Here is a 15744-nt window from a genome sequence, read left to right as displayed (position 1 = left end):
AATAATACACACTTGCGCACTTTTTCCTAAAACGATTTGAGCTAATTCATTGAAATATAAGGATGACACACTAGCTTCAGGTGCTAGTAACTGTATGGTTGTGGAAGTTCGAGTCTTCTCCTGGGCACCAATTCTCAAAGATATGTCGTGTAATTCGCGGCAAAAAAAAACCGGACAACTATCCGGTAATATCTTCTCTCATTACTCTTCCTTTTTGGCTCTTCCTTTCGATCACCTCGTACCCTGTACTTCCTGAATTTTCCGGATATAGATTTTCTTCGCTTCCAGTGTTTTGTGGCCGGATACTAATCCTTCGTGGTCAGATACACCTTTGGCTTTCAGATCGTGAAAGTGCCACTTCTCGTTAATCAGTCCTTCATTTACTGCGCGGTTAATCAGTTTTTGCCACTGGCTGTCCAACGTGTTTTTGTGCATCTTTTGTCCCGGTCTCATTGGAATGCCTTTTTTGCCGGTTACCTCAGGTGCACCAAACACATATTCAAACTTCTCGCCATTGCTGTAGTCCTCAAGAAGTTTGAGTGTTTTTCTCAGCCTCGGTGTCCAGAGGGTGATTTCATCCAGCGATCCTTTACCCCGTTTCAGTTGTACACCTTTTTCCAGTAATTGATCCCGCTGCATATTGATCAGCTCGGAACGTCTTGCACGACAGATATAGGCAAACTCCATCATCGCTTTCCAGAACGGGTTGGCCAGATAGTAAACGCAGGCGCAGTCTTCATCGCTGACGTACACATCCTGACGGTTCGGTCTTGGCAGGGCTTCGCAATCCAGAGATGGGTTTGGTGGCACACCTTCCAGGTGGCTTCTGCCCCAGCTCCAGGGGCTGGAGATTAATTTGCGGACAATGGCCACGGCCCCGGGTTTATCTGAATACTTTTCATAGAACCGGTTAAGTGATGGCGGGGTGATCAGAGTGAGGGGCACATTACCGAAAGTACCATATCCCTCGACGGGAAATTTTTTTATTTTGGGGGTGTAGAGCCTTTTATTGTACTGCCAGTCTTTGTTTTGGCTTTTGAACTTTTTTGACTCCAGGTATTCATCCAGTAGCCAGCCCAGGGTCTGGTCGGAACTTTTCTCCAGGTTCTCAATGGCCATATAGAGTTTGGACATGGCCATGGTTTCTGGCCCCAATACAATCTCGGCTCCGAATACATTCTTTTTACCAACTCGCCCGTGGTAAGGCTTATAGATGAAGCGTCCTTTACTTCGATAGACGCCATCCGGCAACTGGGCATTCTCTTTTTTGCGTGGTCTTCCCATCAATACATCTCCTACAGGAATTTGAGTGGTTGTTTTTTGGGTTGTTGTGGTTCAGTGCCAATCAATGGCTGGTTAATGGCGGCGTAGGTGGTGACCACCTCGCCATTACGTCCGTAGTAAAACGGTATCCGGTTTTGAATCATCCATTTGATCAGTGCCGTTTTTTGCTTAATGCCTGGCCACTCCATCAGGTCGGGCTGGGAAATGAGCGCATCCATATCGCTGACCCGGTTAAAAGAATTTCAGGATGTCGTACCCCAGAACCGGCTGGGCATTGCTGGTGGTCAGTCGTTTACTGTTCCGGTTGTGGAAGCAGATCTCGGAAGGGTCATACATCAGGCCGTACTGCCAGCCCTTATCGGTGAGCAGGTATTTGCCTCTCTTGCCCTGACCCGTCCATTTGATAATCCTGTGCTTCTCCAGTACTTCCACCACATGCTGACGGCTGCGACCAATAAATTCGCCCAGCTCCACCAGGGAGAAGTAATCGTCCAGTTCGTAGCGGTTGCGTTTGCGCTTTTGTTTTCTTTGCGCAGGCTCGTCATCGCTGTCAGATCCAACCACCGCAGGGTCAGCATAGCGGCAATCCTGATCGATCGATTCAGTTTTGGATTCATCGGGGAGAGCCGGTTGCAAGCGGTCCAGCACGGCCTGATACCATTTCACCTGCTTTACTGGCGCACCACTGTTATGGGCTTTTCCGGTATCAAGGATTTCACAGAGCGGCTGACCCTGGTCGGTAGGTACCCACTGGCTGTCGATCTTGAGCTGGAGTCCTGCAGCTTCCAGCGATTTGTTCACTTGTCGTGGATCCTGGGTAGGAGTCATCATCTGTCCGAGCTGGGTAGGCGTAAACGTCATGGCCTGGACAGGCGCCACCAGTTGTTTCTGCCCCATGGCTTCCAGTGGCGAAAATCCGATCTGGCTTTTCAGTAACCGGTCAGCGGAGAGCAGTTTCTGATTACCGGTAAAGCCCAGTGCTTCTGCAAAGGCAATGGCTTTCAGGGAGGTGGCCATATTGATTTCCAGCAAAGCCTGGGGTGTGGATAACTCTGGTTGATAAATCCCGGGCTTGTGCAACGCAGGCATAGTGTCGTGACGGGCAAGCTGCTTTTCACGCTTATCGTCAATCGCTTCCTGTCTTGCCTGTTTGCCTTCCACTTGTTCATATCCCTCAGGAGTGAGGCGAATAATTCCGGCACGACGGATTTTAAGTTCGGCCTGATCCAGGCTGGTGATAAGGTTGGCGCTTTTATTGGCAGGTACTGTGCTGTCCATAGTCAGTGTCCTTTGATGCTGGCCTGTTGATAACCTGGGTGTTCAGGTTTTCCGCAGGGTGTGGGTTATTGCTTTCAGTGAATATTGGTGATCTTTTGTACTGTCGTATGCTGATCAATTTCCCGGATGCGTTGCAGGATCAGTCCGGTTACCAGCATGGCCTGATCCCGCGCCCGGGGGCTGTGGATACCGACAGTAATGGCGACAATCAGCGTGGTCATTTCAATCAGTACGGTTTCTGCATCCAATAGCTGGCCTTCCATTTCGTCACCGATCCGGTCCGCCAGCATGATTTTTCTTGCCAGTTCCTTTTCCTCCTTTTCCGAGCTGAGACCAGCGGTCTGTTTCTGTTTTATCTCTATGGCCAAGGCCAGATCATCGGGCGTGAGGCTCATTCCGGCTTTCATTAAAACAAGCTCCTTTAAAATGGGATGGAGTCGTCGTAGGAGTCATACTGTTGTGTCTGCATGGGCTGGGGAGTGTGGCCGCCATCCCGGGCGTTGGTGTACTGGTTCTGATGTGTGCCTGGCTGTGGCTGATAATTTTGGGGCTGAGCCTGCTGACCATTGGGGTTCTTTTCCAGAAACAGCAGCTTGCCGTTATGCCCGCTGTACACGACTTCAGTCTGGTAGCGATCCTGACCATTCTGGTCCTGCCATTTACGGGTCTGGAGCTGTCCTTCGATCAGGACTCTGTGGCCTTTGCCCAGATACTGAGCGGCCAGTTCAGCAGGTTTGCCATAGAGAACCACCCGATGCCATTCGGTGCGGGTTTGTTTCTGGCCATCTTTTTTCCAGCTCTCTTCAGTGGCGATGGAAAGAAGGGTTACGGCATTGCCATTGGCGGTGGCTTTGCAGTCCGGGTCTTTGCCCAGCCTGCCAATCAGGGTGACGCGGTTCATGGATGCGACCATCAGGCGATCTCCTTTTCTTCTGGTTTTAGAGAGAGTTGTTGAGCTGGGGTGATCAGTGCGGCACGGCGGATGATCAGTTCGATGCGGTATTCGTTGCCGTGGCGGTCAAAGCGGTAGCAGTCCAGTGAGCCTTTGCCGAGCCACTTTTCCATGGCGTGGATATCGTCGGTCAGAATCTCTTCGGTGACTTCGCCATCGGAGTAGAGCAAGTCGGGTTGATCTTCGCCTTTTTCGATTTCTGTTACCGGTTCGGGCTGTTTGTCAGCTACTTTCTGCCGGGCTTCCTGATTGAGGCGTATTTCAATAATGGCCATCAGGTCGGTTTGCTCTTTATGAAGAAGCACATCCAGATCCGGAAACAGGTAGTCCTTATCAGCTGCCATTTTTCGGTATATCGCCAGATTGTTTTTTACGTCCTGTGCCTGCTGCTTCTGTTCGATCCGAGCCTGTGCCAGCCGGTCATTTACCGAAGACTGCATACTGGCAACACTCTTTTTTCCCTTGATGACTTCCTGAAAATCAGCAGGCGTAACCACGGCGGCGATCCAGCCGGGAGTGAGTTCCGAATTGATCACCTGACGTTCTTTTTCAAGGGTGGTGACGGCTTTCAGAACCATGCTGTCTTTTATATGCTGCTTCTGATGTTTGACCAGCTTGTCCAGCGACTTGCGTTTGCTGGCCATGGCATCGGTGAGGTGGTCTATGCGGGTAAATAGTTCGGCGATTTCCGGTACCTGGGCAAGCGCGGTTTCTTTGCCGTCCTTCAGTTTCTTTTCCGTCTTTTTGAAAAACTTCACTGCCGATTCGGCATCGGCAAAATCCTGATCGCTGACCAGTTCGGATTTCGCTGAATCAATGCGGTGATGGATCTGCTCTTCAAGTTGGGGCAGATTGGAGTGATTAACCTGACCGTTAAGTTGGATAACCAGGGCGGTAGTATCCTGAATAAGCTCACCTTCCAGCACCTGTGAGGTCACTGGAGGTTCAAAGTTGTGCAGATCTTCCTGAAACTGTTTCCATCCAGCGATCAGAGCTTCACGACGATGGTCTTGGGATTCGTAGTAAACATGGTGCAGGTTGGCAGAGGTACCATCAGAGCAAACAAACAGAACCCGTTCGGCACCACTGACCAATAGTTGTTGTTCCAACTGCCAGTAATAGGCAGGTTCAATACCTTCTCCTTCGATCTGGGCAACCAACTTTTCATTCCAGAGCTTGTGCTCGAAGACCAGGTCTTCCACCATGGTCAGCCCGTCGAAGCTGGCCAGCAGAGGTAAACCGTCAATGATGGTGACGCCGGTGGCTGGGAACAGATCCGCTCCGACTATTTTCTCTGCCAACGGTCGAGCTTCTGCTTCGGCCCGATGCCCTGCATCGAATTTCTTCTGCTGAAATGCATTTACCTCTGGGGTGCTGCCTGTTTTCTTCTGATGGAGTAGCTGGTCCCGGCTGAGGTAGGGACTGTCGCCCATCATGGCCGGTGCCTCGCTGGCGGTGAAATAGTTCTGGCGCAGGGCGAGCCATTCAGGCGTCCCCTGTTGGATATCGAGAATGTCCATTTAGTGGCCTCTGGGTTGGATGGCTTTCAGTTGTTGTACTTGTTGTGGGGTGGCTGGAGCTTTGGAATTGATTTTTCGGATGATGCGATCTGCACTCTGTTGGCCGGACTCAATGGATGCCCGCCATTCTGGTAACAGACGCTGGAAGTCTTCATCGGAGTAGTGGTTGTGAACCGGTGACTGGGTCGAGTCATTCATATCGGGCACATAACCATCGGTATCATCATCGGTGCAGGCGACGCCAAGAATCCCGACCAGAGTCTGACGCTTCAGATAAGTCACGGTAGAACCGATCTGTTGCAGGGCGCTTTTGTTGCCGGTGTTATCCACAGGGCCAGTGGCGGTGTTACCGATAGAGTGGCCGGATACATGAGCCAGGTTGCAGGTGATGGTGATCTGTGGCCCGTTCTGCTGCTGCTCAAACCAGTAGCTCAGGCCGTAGCGGTGAAGAACTGGCTGAATTGCAGCGACCACATCATCAATGGAGGCGTAGGAGTACTCCATACGACCACCACTTTTAGTATTGAAAGCAGCACTCTTGCTTTTCTTTACTACCGGCATTTCCTGCTGAAACCGGGCAAAGGCTTCATTGAATTGCTGTCGTGCAACAATGGCCTGGCTTTGTTCGTACAGGCTCATCACCCGTTCCAGGGTATCGATGCTGGCATTCTGGGTGATGGCTGACTGCATGATCTGGCCCACTTCAGACAGGGCAGGTGCAGGCTTATCCACAGGCAACACGTCAGCAGATTCCATCAGTTCGGTCTTCTTTTTAGCTGGCATGGCGAAGGGCCTCGTCCCGGTGAATACGGTTTCTGACGGCCAGCACCTGGTCGGCAATTTCCATCCGAAAACTCTTTTCCAATTGGGTTTGATTAGCCACGGCAATAACCTCTTTTGCTGGCGTAGTTAATGACATCCCAGCCGGAGAGCCGGGAGTGTTCGTTGTTGCAGTCATGCACCAGCTGTTTCACGGCTAGCCAGCGGTAGCCCTGCATGAGGTGGAATTCTTCCAGGGTAAGAAAGGTCAGGAAGTTGCCCGGGGTCAGAACGCCAAAACCGGCAATGATGATGGACTTGTGATCTTCGATCTGTGCCTGAATGTGGGTTTCAATCCGTTCCAGTTCGGACTCGATGGTCTCTTCACGGGCTTCCCTGCCGTCAATGGCATTGAGGTGCCGGTTGAGATCGCGGGTGACTGCGTCCATTAAAGATTCCTTATTTTTGTAAATTAAATGTTTTTCATATTTATATAATTGCAAAGTAATACTTTGCAAATGATAAGTGATAATATATTCATATTAATTTGTTGTTATTGATAGTTTTTATAAATATATGGTTTAGGTTTGGTATATCGGGGGTTGTGGTTTGTTTTCTGACACGGGTTCAGGGATGGGTAGCGTAGAGCAGTGGATTCAGTGTTTGCCAGAGTCTTTGCAGATGGCGATAAATAACACGGGAAATGCCGGAAATGTCATAGCTTTTGTAAACTCGATACCCAAAAGCAAAGGGCGGCCGCGATTTACCCGAAGTGGTCGATGTTACACACCGGCTGCTACCCGGCAGGCAGAAAATGAAATTCGTTGTTTGGCAAGGCTGCAGCTGAAGAAAATGCTGGCTGGCCCCGTGGGGGTTTTGGTGGTGGCGGTCTTTCCGATTCCATCAAGCTGGTCAGGGACGAAAGCCGGTCAGGCGCAGGCAGGGGGCATCCGCCCGGCGGTGAAGCCGGACTTCGACAATGTCGCCAAGCTGTATTGTGATGCCCTGAACGGGATTCTCTGGGAAGATGACCGGCAAATTGTCGATGGCCGCTGCATCAAGGTCTATGGACAGCAGCCTGGTGTGCTGGTGATTGGCTGGCCGCTATAACAGGAAGCTGACACCGACGGCAGTGCCCTTGTAGATATCCTTGATATCCCCCGCATAGTTAAGATCAAAAGTGCCGTACAGCCGATTGATGAATCGCAGGCTGTGTTGCGACTTGCTGATCGGGTTCCACAGGCGAAGCGAAAGTTCACCGTCGTGTTCTATCAGCAGGATCTTCCCCGGTTCAGGGGCAATTACGGTATCCACCTGAACTTTGGCACCTTTGGGAATACTGATCGCTGTATCGGATGGGGTCTGGTTGACCATGGTGTCGTTTTCCATCCGTAACAGAAAGCTCTTGTGGTCCGACTCAATAATGCAGATGGCCGACTCCGAGAGTACCTGCTGTCGTCTTTCATCGAGTTCATCAAAGAAAGCGCTCGCCTTATCCAGGCTGATGTAGGGGAGGGTTTTCGGGTCCGGCAGCTCTTCGCCGGTCTCCAGCCAGTGAATGGAAACGCCAAGAACGTCAGCGATGGCGATTTTGTTATTCAGCTTTGGATTCCGGGCACCACTCATCCACAAACTGTATGTCCCTTCCGTGCAACCCACGGCGCGGGCGATATCGACATTTTTCAGATTTTGCTCTTGGGCTTTGTTTTTGACCCGGTCTGTCCAGTTTGTCACGTTCTTTTCCAATTACTGTTATTCATTATCCATAAGCAAAATAGTACACGGCTGGGAGCCATTGATTAAGGGCGAGAGTTCGCTTTGGATGAGTCGGGCTATTTACAAATAATCTAAAAGCAACGCATTCTCTTAAAAGTCTTTGCTTTAGCAAAGAAGTAACGATAAAAACCAATCCTCAAGGAAAGATGTGATGAGCCAATCTCAGCCTCATGCTCAGTTCAGAGCATCAGCCAGCCTCTTTGTTCGCACCGCAGGAGGTACCCCATGATCCATACCGACGAACTGGGCATCCCCGACCAGCCACAATGCTGGCAGGACATTCTCTGGCCACTGGCAGGACAGCCCGCCATGCCAACCTCGGCATCACTGTATGAAGAGTTGTGCTGGGAAAATCCGGATATTGATGTGGGCGAACAGTTGTTGAAAGCGTTTCACTACATGATCGATCGCTGGGACCAGCCGGGTGAGGCAAAGAACGTGGTGATCTTTCTGAAAAAGTGGATGAGCCTGAATCAGAAGAATGCCCTGCAGGCGGCGAGGTATTTTCCAAAAGAAGCACCTCTGGCAGGAGGTGACCAATGAAAGAGTTTGGCAAGGTCTCCAGCCAGTTCTGGATCAGTGATGATATTCAGCCGCTGTCAGATAAAGCCAGGCTGCTGGCGCTTTATCTGTTGACCACCGGTCACGGGAATCTGATTGGTATCTTCAGGATGCCAAAAGGCTGTATGGCGGCAGACCTTAACTGGGACGAGCCGAGCGTTGAACGAGCGATTGCCGAGCTAACGGCGAGCGGCTTCCTGTTGGCCTCTGACCAGTGCCAGTACATTTGCATTCCGCAGTTCATGGAACACAATCCTGTGGACAATATCACCCAGATTGATGCCCGCCTGAAGCTGCTGGTCAAACTGCCACAGATACTGCTGGAAGAATTGCCCGGAGTGATACCCGTTATCGAAAGGGCGGTTGCCAAAGCCAGTGATTACAAGGGCTCGAAGCAAACCGAAGTGTTGTTGGAAAGCGCTCGGAAGATGCTCGGCAAGTGCTCGGCAGAATCTCGCCCAGAGAATAAGAGAAATAGAGAAGAAGAGAATAAGAGAAATATTTACAAGACATATGTCCGATCTGACGATCGCACGACCCCCAGGACGGGGGAAGTGCCACCAAGTGCCGGGAGCACGACTGGTGCGACCCCCAGGACGGGGGAAGTGCCATCAAGTGCCGGGAGCACGACTGGTGCGACCCCCAGGACGGGGGAAGTACCACAGGCTAAATCGGGCAAGGCTGATTTCTCTGAATCTTTCGAACAGTGGTGGAGCCAGTATCCCAAACGGGAAGGTGACAAGGGCAACAAAACCAAAACCTTTGGTCACTACAAAACACGACTCCGGGAAGGTCATACCCCTGAAGCCCTGTTGGGCAACATCCTGAAGTACGCCCGTTACTGTGATGAGACCCAGGTGACGGGTACCCAGTACGTGAAGACCACCACGGCCTACCTGAATAACCCCGACAACGCCAGCAATCCATGGACGGTGAACTATGAAGCCCGGCAGCGAAATTCTGGAAAACTCAGCCTTGTTGAGCAGGTTGAACAGGCCAACGCCCATATCCTCCAGCCCGGAGCCTTCAGCGAACAGGGAGCCTTCAGCGAACAGGGAGCCTTCAGCGCAGAGGGAGCCATCTACGACGTTGAGCCAGAGGGATCTGGTGAATCTGTTCTCGACCATGACGGGCCTGTTCGGCCAGAAGTGGACCAGTGCCTACGGTCTGGCTGATCGCAATGGTGAGTGGCTGAAAACCCTGAATGGGCTGCACCCTGCCCAACTGGAAATTGGGCTCAACCGTGTAAGGTTGGCTGGTAGTGAGTGGCCACCAACTGCGCCAGAATTTCGCAAGCTGTGCCAGCCGATGCCGGAAGAACTTGGGTTGCCCACGCTGGCCAAAGCCTGGCGGGAAGCCAATGAGCATGCCAGTCAACCCGCTCATCACGGCTGGAGCCATCGGGCGGTATACCTGGCAGGCCGGGCATCAGGTTGGTATGAGCTGCGCAATGCCGGTACTGCGGAAGAGTGCCGGGAGGTGAAGCGTCGGTTCGATGCGGCTTACCAGGCTTTGGTCAACCGTGAATGCCAGGGCCAGCCGCTGGAAGACCAGTTGTCCATCGAGCACCAGTTCGATCCTGCCATTCACTCGAATCAGCTGGCGAGGGAGAGTATGGCTGAGCAGGGCATTGATCCGCTGGATGGGCAGGGGGCGCGCCAGAAACTGATGGGAATGTTCTGATGAATGGGCTCAGGGATGGCATCTGGCTGGCGGTGGTCTGGGTTGTGCTGGTGATGGTGCTTTGCTGGCACTTTGTGGAGGCAATCTGATGGCGGAGCTGTCATTGCAGAAGGTCTCGGCGCAGATGCTGGTGCCGGTATCGGACGATGACCAGATGTTTATACGACAGCTAAAGACCGGGCAGGTGATTCGGGCAGAGTTTCGCAAGACACGTAATCCGCACTTTCACCGCAAGTTCTTTGCACTGCTGAAGTTGGGCTTTGATCACTTTGAGCCCCAGCCGTGCCGGATGGAAGGAACCGACCAGTGGTTCACGCCGGAGAAAAATTTTGATGAGTTCCGCCGCTGGGTGACGGTTAAGGCTGGATTTTACGATGTGATCGGGTACCCGGATGGAGGCGTTCGGGTCCGTGCCAGAAGCCTGAAGTTTGCCAGCATGAGTCAGGAGGCGTTTGAACAGTTGTACTCCACGGCGGTGGATGTGTTGCTCCAGTTTGTGCTCCATCCGGGACGGGGTTGGAGTCGGCTGAAGGTGGAATCACTGGTGGAGCGAATTATCAATTTTGCGTAGGGGGAAGGAGTCCATGAGATACCTGTCGTTATTTTCGGGGATTGAAGCGGCGACTGTTGCCTGGCATCCGTTGGGATGGAAGCCGGTGGGTTTTACCGAGATCGAACCATTCCCCTGTGCAGTGCTGGAACACCACTACCCCGATGTACCCAACCTTGGCAGCGTGACGGATATCACGGAAGCCATGATCCGCAAACTCGGCCCCATTGATCTGGTGGTGTTTGGCAGTCCTTGTCAGGATCTGTCGGTGGCCGGCAAACGAAAAGGATTTGACGGTGAACGATCAGGACTCTTCTTCGCAGCAATACAGATTATTCGGTGGGCCAGAAAACACGGCAACTGCCGCTTCGCCCTGTGGGAAAACGTACCCGGCGCCTTCAGCAGTAACCAGGGCAAGGACTTTGCTGAAGTACTGCGATTACTTACTGGCACTGACCAGTCATGCCCCGAGCAGCCTGGCCCAAAAAAGTGGCGGTACGCTGGAGTTTCATTCGGTAAGGAAGGGCTTGTTGAATGGCGGGTGTGTGATGCTCAATTTTATGGAGTACCCCAACGTCGTCGAAGGGTCTTTGCTCTGGCAGATTTTGGAGACTGGACCCGTCGGGAGCCGATTCTATTTGAGTCCGAGAGCCTGCTCCGGGATTCTGAACCGGGCGCAGAAGCGTGGGAAGAGCCTGCCGCCAAAGCTGGAGCAGGCATTGCAGCAAGTAGCCTCACGGGAAACCTGAGTGCTTACGATATGACGGCCTTCGGACAGTACGGTCCTGGTAAAACATCATCCACATTGAAGCAACGGGATTACAAAGATGCCACGGATCTGGTGGTGTTCGAGCCCGGTGCCATGTCGCGACTGGGTGGCCACTGGTCATCGGAATTATCACCCTGTCTTCGAGCCCATATGGGCGATAACCATCCGACCATTGCCTTCAATCCGAAGGACGATCCGGTTCATTCCGAAACCGTGGCCATGACGTTACAGGCTCAGGGGAACGGTTTGAGTGCTGCAGTGGCGATACCGATTCATGATCAGGCCACCCGACATTCTGGCAAGCGAGGTGAGCATCAGGACGGGAAAGGAAATGGCCTGGGTATCGGACAGCCTGGTGATCCGATGAACACATTAACCGCCGGTGATAAACACGCAGTTGCCAGTACCTCCAGCGGTGAAGCCGAGTTAGCCATACGTCGATTGACTCCCATCGAATGTGAACGTTTGCAGGGTTTCCCGGATGGGTACAGCGCTATTCCCTGGAAAAACAAACCGGCAGAAGAGTGTCCTGATGGTCCGAGGTATAAGGCTCTTGGTAACTCTATGGCCGTTCCGGTTATGCGCTGGATTGGAAATCGTATCCAGACCGCGCTGAATTAGGAGGCTGCCATGTACTTTGCTTTGGGACCGGCTCTGATGCGGATCTTTGGAACGCCGGAGCTGATGATAAAAACCGCCAGCTGGCAGCGGGATATCAACGCCGGTTATCGTAAGACAGCGGTTGCACCAGAGCATCGAAGTACCCGGGATGAACGACTGGGTGATGATGGTATTCGTAAGGGCGATCTGCGGGAAAAAATGCAGCCGGAACTTTTTGCTATTCTGACGATCCGGTATGACGATAATCAGGAAAATCGTTCAATTGCATGGCAGCGGGTTCAACACCATTTACGCAGTGATAAACGGTTGCCGAAACCGTTTCGCTGCAATCCGGTACTGCTAAGACTCTGGCTGATGTATGAACTCCAGCACCCGGGGCTGAGGCAGGACAAAGGTAAGATCCAGATCAAGGGCAAGGGGGAGAGCACGGTTTACCGCTGGCAGCAGAAGTGCCGCCAAGTCTGCAATGAACTGATCCGGCTGGCAGAGGATGAGGCTCAGGATCTGCTGGAGCAATCCGGGGTTATCCGGCATGAACCCTATTGACGGCAGGCCAAACTTAAGTGTACTACAATGTAATACACTAAAAAGGAGGTCATGTATGAGTGTATCCAGCGTTCGTCTGAATCAGGATATTGAAGAACCGTTAAACCAATTAGCCAAAGTGTTGAGCCGTAGCCGGAACTATCTTATTAACGAAGCGGTCAGGGAGTACATCAAGAAACACGCCCGTGAAATGCAAGAGTGGGACGAGACCCTGGAAGCACTGGATCAGGTGCGCAGGGGAGATACCGTAGATGGTGACGCCGTGATGGAATGGCTGGAAAGTTGGGGCAGTGATAATGAGCTGGAGGCACCTGAATGAAACTCAGGTTTTCCAGGAGTGCCGTTGATGACCTGAAACGACTGAGACAGTTTATTGCAGAAAAAAATCCGCCTGCGGCACAGCGAATGGCGGAGTATCTGGTCAGGAAAATTAACAACCTGTGTCATCAACCGAACATGGGCGTTCTGGTAGGGGATAAACTGAATCCCCGTTTGCGTGACCTGATCATTAGGGATTACAAGATTCGCTATCTTGCTGACGACCGTGAGGTCTTGATTCTGAAGATATGGCATCAGAAAGAGGCTGATGAGATCAGCCTTGACTCAGAGTGAGAGTAAAAGTACGGTAAAAGCTCATGCTGGGAAAGTTCCCGATAACTTGATTTCCCACTGCTTGAATCTTTCAAAGAAACCCGGCCCTTGTTGCCGGGTTTTCTTTTTTTATCCCTCCAAACTGAACCACTGTAAAAAAGGGGCTTCATGTTTCACTTTTCCGCTTCGTCCAGGCGACATTTGTCGACTTGTGATGAGCGGCTTCAGCGTGTCTTCAAAAAAGTGATTGAGCATTACGATTGCACGATTATTTGTGGTCATCGGGGCAAAGCTGCCCAGATGCTGGCGTTTGAAAATGGTCAGTCGCAGTTGCAATGGCCAGACAGTAACCACAATCAGCTGCCCAGCAAGGCGGTGGATGTAATGGCTTATCCCTTGGACTGGTTTGATTATCAGCGATCCGCGCACTTTGCCGGGTATGTGTTGGGGGTTGCTGAGGGTATGGGCATCAAGCTGCGCTGGGGTGGTGACTGGGATCAGGATGGTCAGTTAAAGGATCATCGGTTTAGGGATTACCCACACTTTGAGCTGGTGGACGATGATTAACCTGAACCCAATGGCTGGAATTGCCAAAGCGCTGATGGGTGGGCTTGATGGCTTGTTCACGTCTGATGAAGAGCGAGCCAAAGCTGAACTGTCTTTGAATCACCAGTTGCAACAGCCTCATATTCTCCAGGCATTGGCCAATATCGAAGAAGCCAAACATCCCTCCGTCTTTGTCTCCGGTTGGCGACCCGCTCTTGGTTGGCTCTGTGTGTTTATTCTTGCCTGGACCTGGATTGTTCGTGATGTGGTGATCATCGGACTGATGCTTGTTGATAAGTCTGAAGTGGTTCAACAGTTACCCACAACAGACACCAGCACGGTGATTACTTTGTTGCTCTGTCTACTTGGATTGGGTGGTGCCCGAACCATTGAGAAACTAAAGGGTGTTGCAAGGAGATAGCCATGGGTGATGAAGAACGGTTCAATCGCATTGAGCAGAAGCTGGACGGCATCACCCAGATCCTGCAGACCTTGGCTAAACACGATGAAAGGATGGTGAACTTGGCTCTGAGGGAAAAGCGCAGTGAAGAACGGCTGGACACTATTGAGAAAGCCGTACTCAAAAACTCGACCATCAGCAGTGTGATTCAATGGATCGCTGCCACCACTACCGCAGGCATCATAGCCTTTGCCATCAAACAGCTATTCTAACCATGGCCAACCACAGCAAATACAAACCGGAAATGTGTGATCAGGTGAAGGAGTTGATGAGCACCGGTTTAAGCCGAAAGGCTACCGCTACGGAAATGGGGATCAGCTATAACACGTTTCTGTCATATATGGACAAGTATGAGGAATTTGCTGAGGCCGTGGCTCAGGCAGATGTTCTGGCTGAAGTATTTTGGGAAGAAAAATACATGCAGGGAGCATTGGGGCTTAACAAGGATGTTTCACCAGCCATGTTGATTATGTATATGAAAAACCGTTACCACTGGCGGGATCGCCATGAGCAGACTGTGGTAGCGGAAAAGATACCGACGCTGGACGAATGGCTGGAAGAAAAAGACGGGTAAAGCCAGCCCGGGAACGGCTGTTGACTGAGTTTCAGTATGAAAAAAATACTGAGGTCATTCTGGAGAGCACTGCTAACGGCGTCGGTGGTGTGTTTTATGATTATGTTATGGACGCTGATGCTGGGCGCGGTGATTTTGAACTGGTGTTTATACCTTGGTTCTGGCAGGACGAATACCGTGCCGAAGTCCCCCAGGAGTTCACGACAGATGCCGACGAACGATACCTGAAACAGACTTACGATCTGGATGATGGGCAGCTGCAGTGGCGACGCCAGAAAATCTATGAGCTGAAATCCGAAGACAAGTTCAAGCAGGAATACCCCTGCAATATTCAGGAAGCGTTTCTGTTCTCTGGTCGCCCTGTCTTTGATCCCAAACATACTGAAGCGGCTAAACAGGAATGCTATTCATCCAAATGGCAGTGTGAGTTAACACCCAATGGCTTGAACCGGAAGAAACCGGGATTACTGAACATCTGGTACCCAGTGGAGGGAAGTCAGCAGTATGTCATTGGTTGCGATGTTGCTGAGGGATTAGCTCCCATCAATGACAAACACAAGCACGGTGATTATTCATCCATCGACGTATTGGATCGTTCCGGTTATCAGGTTGCCCACTGGTCTGGCCATGTGGCACCGGATGATCTGGGCAAGATGCTTAACCATCTGGGGCGTTACTACAACAATGCCCTGACTGGTGTGGAGAGAAACAACCACGGCCTGACCACCATCACCAAACTGAAAGACCTGAAGTATCCCAATCTCTATATGGAAACCACGGTGGACCAGCGCACCCAGAAACGCACCAAGCGGATCGGCTGGCTGACCACGACCAAATCAAAACCATTAATGATTGATCACCTGGCTGCATTGCTCAGGGATGGTGATGCGGGGATTTGCAACGTAGAGACGGTAAAGGAGTGCCAGACCTACGTCATTGAAGACAACGGAGCCACTAATGCCCAGGAAGGTTGCTTCGATGATCGAGTGATCAGTTATGCGATCGCCCAGCAAATGGTGCTGAAGCTGCCATGGCGCAAGATCAATATCAATGAGCTGAAGTATCGGGCTCCAGGGAAATCTGCTTACTAATGGAGCGGACAATTATTCTCTTTACTCAGCTGGTGGTGGGGTACTGGCCAGCCATTATGGCCGGACACCGTTTTGAGTGGCTGCGACGCAGAGGCAAGAAGGTCAGGTAATGGAACACGGACTGGTGATGGTGGCCACTCCGGATGAGGTGACTCAGGCGGAGCTGGACTCTTCTCTGGACAA

General features: G+C 51.7%; 23 protein-coding genes. 14 read left to right on the top strand and 9 right to left on the bottom strand.

Annotated elements, in window-relative coordinates:
- Nucleotides 1-231: 231 nt before the first annotated feature.
- The 8 genes from ACO6UY_RS18600 to ACO6UY_RS18565 form a co-directional block, all read right to left on the bottom strand.
- Entirely contained in the window at nucleotides 232-1284 is a 1053-nt protein-coding gene (locus tag ACO6UY_RS18600; protein ID WP_422461768.1) for a tyrosine-type recombinase/integrase, read from the bottom strand.
- Between the two features lie 11 nt (nucleotides 1285-1295).
- Nucleotides 1296-1502 (bottom strand): hypothetical protein, encoded by a 207-nt coding sequence (locus tag ACO6UY_RS18595; protein ID WP_422461770.1) that lies wholly within the window; start codon nucleotides 1500-1502, stop codon nucleotides 1296-1298.
- A 13-nt stretch (nucleotides 1503-1515) separates the two neighbouring features.
- On the bottom strand, nucleotides 1516-2562 hold the full coding sequence (locus tag ACO6UY_RS18590) for a hypothetical protein (protein ID WP_422461772.1): 1047 nt from the start codon (nucleotides 2560-2562) through the stop codon (nucleotides 1516-1518).
- Between the two features lie 74 nt (nucleotides 2563-2636).
- On the bottom strand, nucleotides 2637-2957 hold the full coding sequence (locus tag ACO6UY_RS18585) for a hypothetical protein (RefSeq protein WP_422490859.1): 321 nt from the start codon (nucleotides 2955-2957) through the stop codon (nucleotides 2637-2639).
- Nucleotides 2958-2983: 26 nt separating this feature from the next.
- Nucleotides 2984-3475: a single-stranded DNA-binding protein gene (locus ACO6UY_RS18580; protein WP_422461776.1), complete on the bottom strand. Its 492-nt coding sequence runs from the start codon at nucleotides 3473-3475 to the stop codon at nucleotides 2984-2986.
- A complete protein-coding gene (locus ACO6UY_RS18575) occupies nucleotides 3475-5034 on the bottom strand; it encodes a YqaJ viral recombinase family protein (RefSeq protein WP_422490858.1) in 1560 nt (519 codons plus the stop codon). Before ACO6UY_RS18575 ends, ACO6UY_RS18580 begins: the two co-directional genes overlap by 1 nt.
- Nucleotides 5035-5817 carry an ERF family protein gene (locus ACO6UY_RS18570; RefSeq protein WP_422447846.1) on the bottom strand — a complete coding sequence of 261 codons (783 nt, stop codon included), beginning with the start codon at nucleotides 5815-5817 and terminating at the stop codon, nucleotides 5035-5037. It lies immediately after the preceding gene.
- A gap of 92 nt (nucleotides 5818-5909) precedes the next feature.
- Nucleotides 5910-6242, bottom strand: coding sequence for a hypothetical protein (locus ACO6UY_RS18565; RefSeq protein ID WP_422461781.1), 333 nt, complete (start codon nucleotides 6240-6242; stop codon nucleotides 5910-5912).
- Nucleotides 6243-6426: 184 nt separating this feature from the next.
- Here ACO6UY_RS18565 and ACO6UY_RS18560 point away from each other — a divergent pair, with 184 nt between their 5' ends.
- Nucleotides 6427-6903, top strand: a complete 477-nt coding sequence (locus ACO6UY_RS18560; protein WP_422447850.1) for a RusA family crossover junction endodeoxyribonuclease — start codon at nucleotides 6427-6429, stop codon at nucleotides 6901-6903.
- On the opposite strand, the gene ACO6UY_RS18555 is transcribed toward ACO6UY_RS18560, so the two are convergent.
- Nucleotides 6898-7527 (bottom strand): helix-turn-helix domain-containing protein, encoded by a 630-nt coding sequence (locus tag ACO6UY_RS18555; protein WP_163369302.1) that lies wholly within the window; start codon nucleotides 7525-7527, stop codon nucleotides 6898-6900. The genes ACO6UY_RS18560 and ACO6UY_RS18555 overlap by 6 nt on opposite strands.
- A 267-nt stretch (nucleotides 7528-7794) precedes the next feature.
- Here ACO6UY_RS18555 and ACO6UY_RS18550 point away from each other — a divergent pair, with 267 nt between their 5' ends.
- From ACO6UY_RS18550 to ACO6UY_RS18490, 13 genes are all read left to right on the top strand, one after another.
- The gene (locus ACO6UY_RS18550; RefSeq protein WP_209277157.1) at nucleotides 7795-8112 is read left to right on the top strand and encodes a hypothetical protein; all 318 of its coding nucleotides are present in this window, start codon (nucleotides 7795-7797) and stop codon (nucleotides 8110-8112) included.
- Nucleotides 8109-9305 (top strand): hypothetical protein, encoded by a 1197-nt coding sequence (locus ACO6UY_RS18545; protein WP_422490857.1) that lies wholly within the window; start codon nucleotides 8109-8111, stop codon nucleotides 9303-9305. Before ACO6UY_RS18550 ends, ACO6UY_RS18545 begins: the two co-directional genes overlap by 4 nt.
- Entirely contained in the window at nucleotides 9256-9813 is a 558-nt protein-coding gene (locus tag ACO6UY_RS18540; RefSeq protein WP_422490855.1) for a replication protein P, read from the top strand. The genes ACO6UY_RS18545 and ACO6UY_RS18540 overlap by 50 nt, the downstream gene beginning before the upstream one ends.
- An 88-nt stretch (nucleotides 9814-9901) precedes the next feature.
- Entirely contained in the window at nucleotides 9902-10384 is a 483-nt protein-coding gene (locus ACO6UY_RS18535) for a DUF1367 family protein (protein WP_422447858.1), read from the top strand.
- 13 nt (nucleotides 10385-10397) lie between these two features.
- Nucleotides 10398-11753, top strand: a complete 1356-nt coding sequence (locus ACO6UY_RS18530; protein ID WP_422465894.1) for a DNA cytosine methyltransferase — start codon at nucleotides 10398-10400, stop codon at nucleotides 11751-11753.
- 9 nt (nucleotides 11754-11762) lie between these two features.
- The gene (locus ACO6UY_RS18525; protein WP_269671915.1) at nucleotides 11763-12299 is read left to right on the top strand and encodes a hypothetical protein; all 537 of its coding nucleotides are present in this window, start codon (nucleotides 11763-11765) and stop codon (nucleotides 12297-12299) included.
- Between the two features lie 55 nt (nucleotides 12300-12354).
- Nucleotides 12355-12618 carry a CopG family ribbon-helix-helix protein gene (locus tag ACO6UY_RS18520; protein WP_163369309.1) on the top strand — a complete coding sequence of 88 codons (264 nt, stop codon included), beginning with the start codon at nucleotides 12355-12357 and terminating at the stop codon, nucleotides 12616-12618.
- Entirely contained in the window at nucleotides 12615-12911 is a 297-nt protein-coding gene (locus ACO6UY_RS18515; RefSeq protein WP_269671914.1) for a type II toxin-antitoxin system RelE/ParE family toxin, read from the top strand. The genes ACO6UY_RS18520 and ACO6UY_RS18515 overlap by 4 nt, the downstream gene beginning before the upstream one ends.
- Before the next feature lie 147 nt (nucleotides 12912-13058).
- A complete protein-coding gene (locus tag ACO6UY_RS18510; RefSeq protein ID WP_101746746.1) occupies nucleotides 13059-13457 on the top strand; it encodes a M15 family metallopeptidase in 399 nt (132 codons plus the stop codon).
- Nucleotides 13450-13857, top strand: coding sequence for a 3TM-type holin (locus ACO6UY_RS18505; RefSeq protein WP_422447864.1), 408 nt, complete (start codon nucleotides 13450-13452; stop codon nucleotides 13855-13857). The genes ACO6UY_RS18510 and ACO6UY_RS18505 overlap by 8 nt, the downstream gene beginning before the upstream one ends.
- A 2-nt stretch (nucleotides 13858-13859) precedes the next feature.
- On the top strand, nucleotides 13860-14108 hold the full coding sequence (locus ACO6UY_RS18500) for a hypothetical protein (protein WP_422446192.1): 249 nt from the start codon (nucleotides 13860-13862) through the stop codon (nucleotides 14106-14108).
- Between the two features lie 56 nt (nucleotides 14109-14164).
- Entirely contained in the window at nucleotides 14165-14470 is a 306-nt protein-coding gene (locus ACO6UY_RS18495; protein ID WP_422490853.1) for a hypothetical protein, read from the top strand.
- Nucleotides 14446-15561 (top strand): hypothetical protein, encoded by a 1116-nt coding sequence (locus tag ACO6UY_RS18490; RefSeq protein ID WP_422490851.1) that lies wholly within the window; start codon nucleotides 14446-14448, stop codon nucleotides 15559-15561. The genes ACO6UY_RS18495 and ACO6UY_RS18490 overlap by 25 nt, the downstream gene beginning before the upstream one ends.
- The last annotated feature ends 183 nt before the right edge of the window (nucleotides 15562-15744 follow it).

The sequence above is a fragment of the Endozoicomonas sp. ALE010 genome, assembly GCF_049310165.1.
GTDB lineage: Bacteria > Pseudomonadota > Gammaproteobacteria > Pseudomonadales > Endozoicomonadaceae > Endozoicomonas.
Note: the sequence above shows the minus strand (reverse complement) of the source record. Positions and strands in the feature narration are given on the sequence as shown.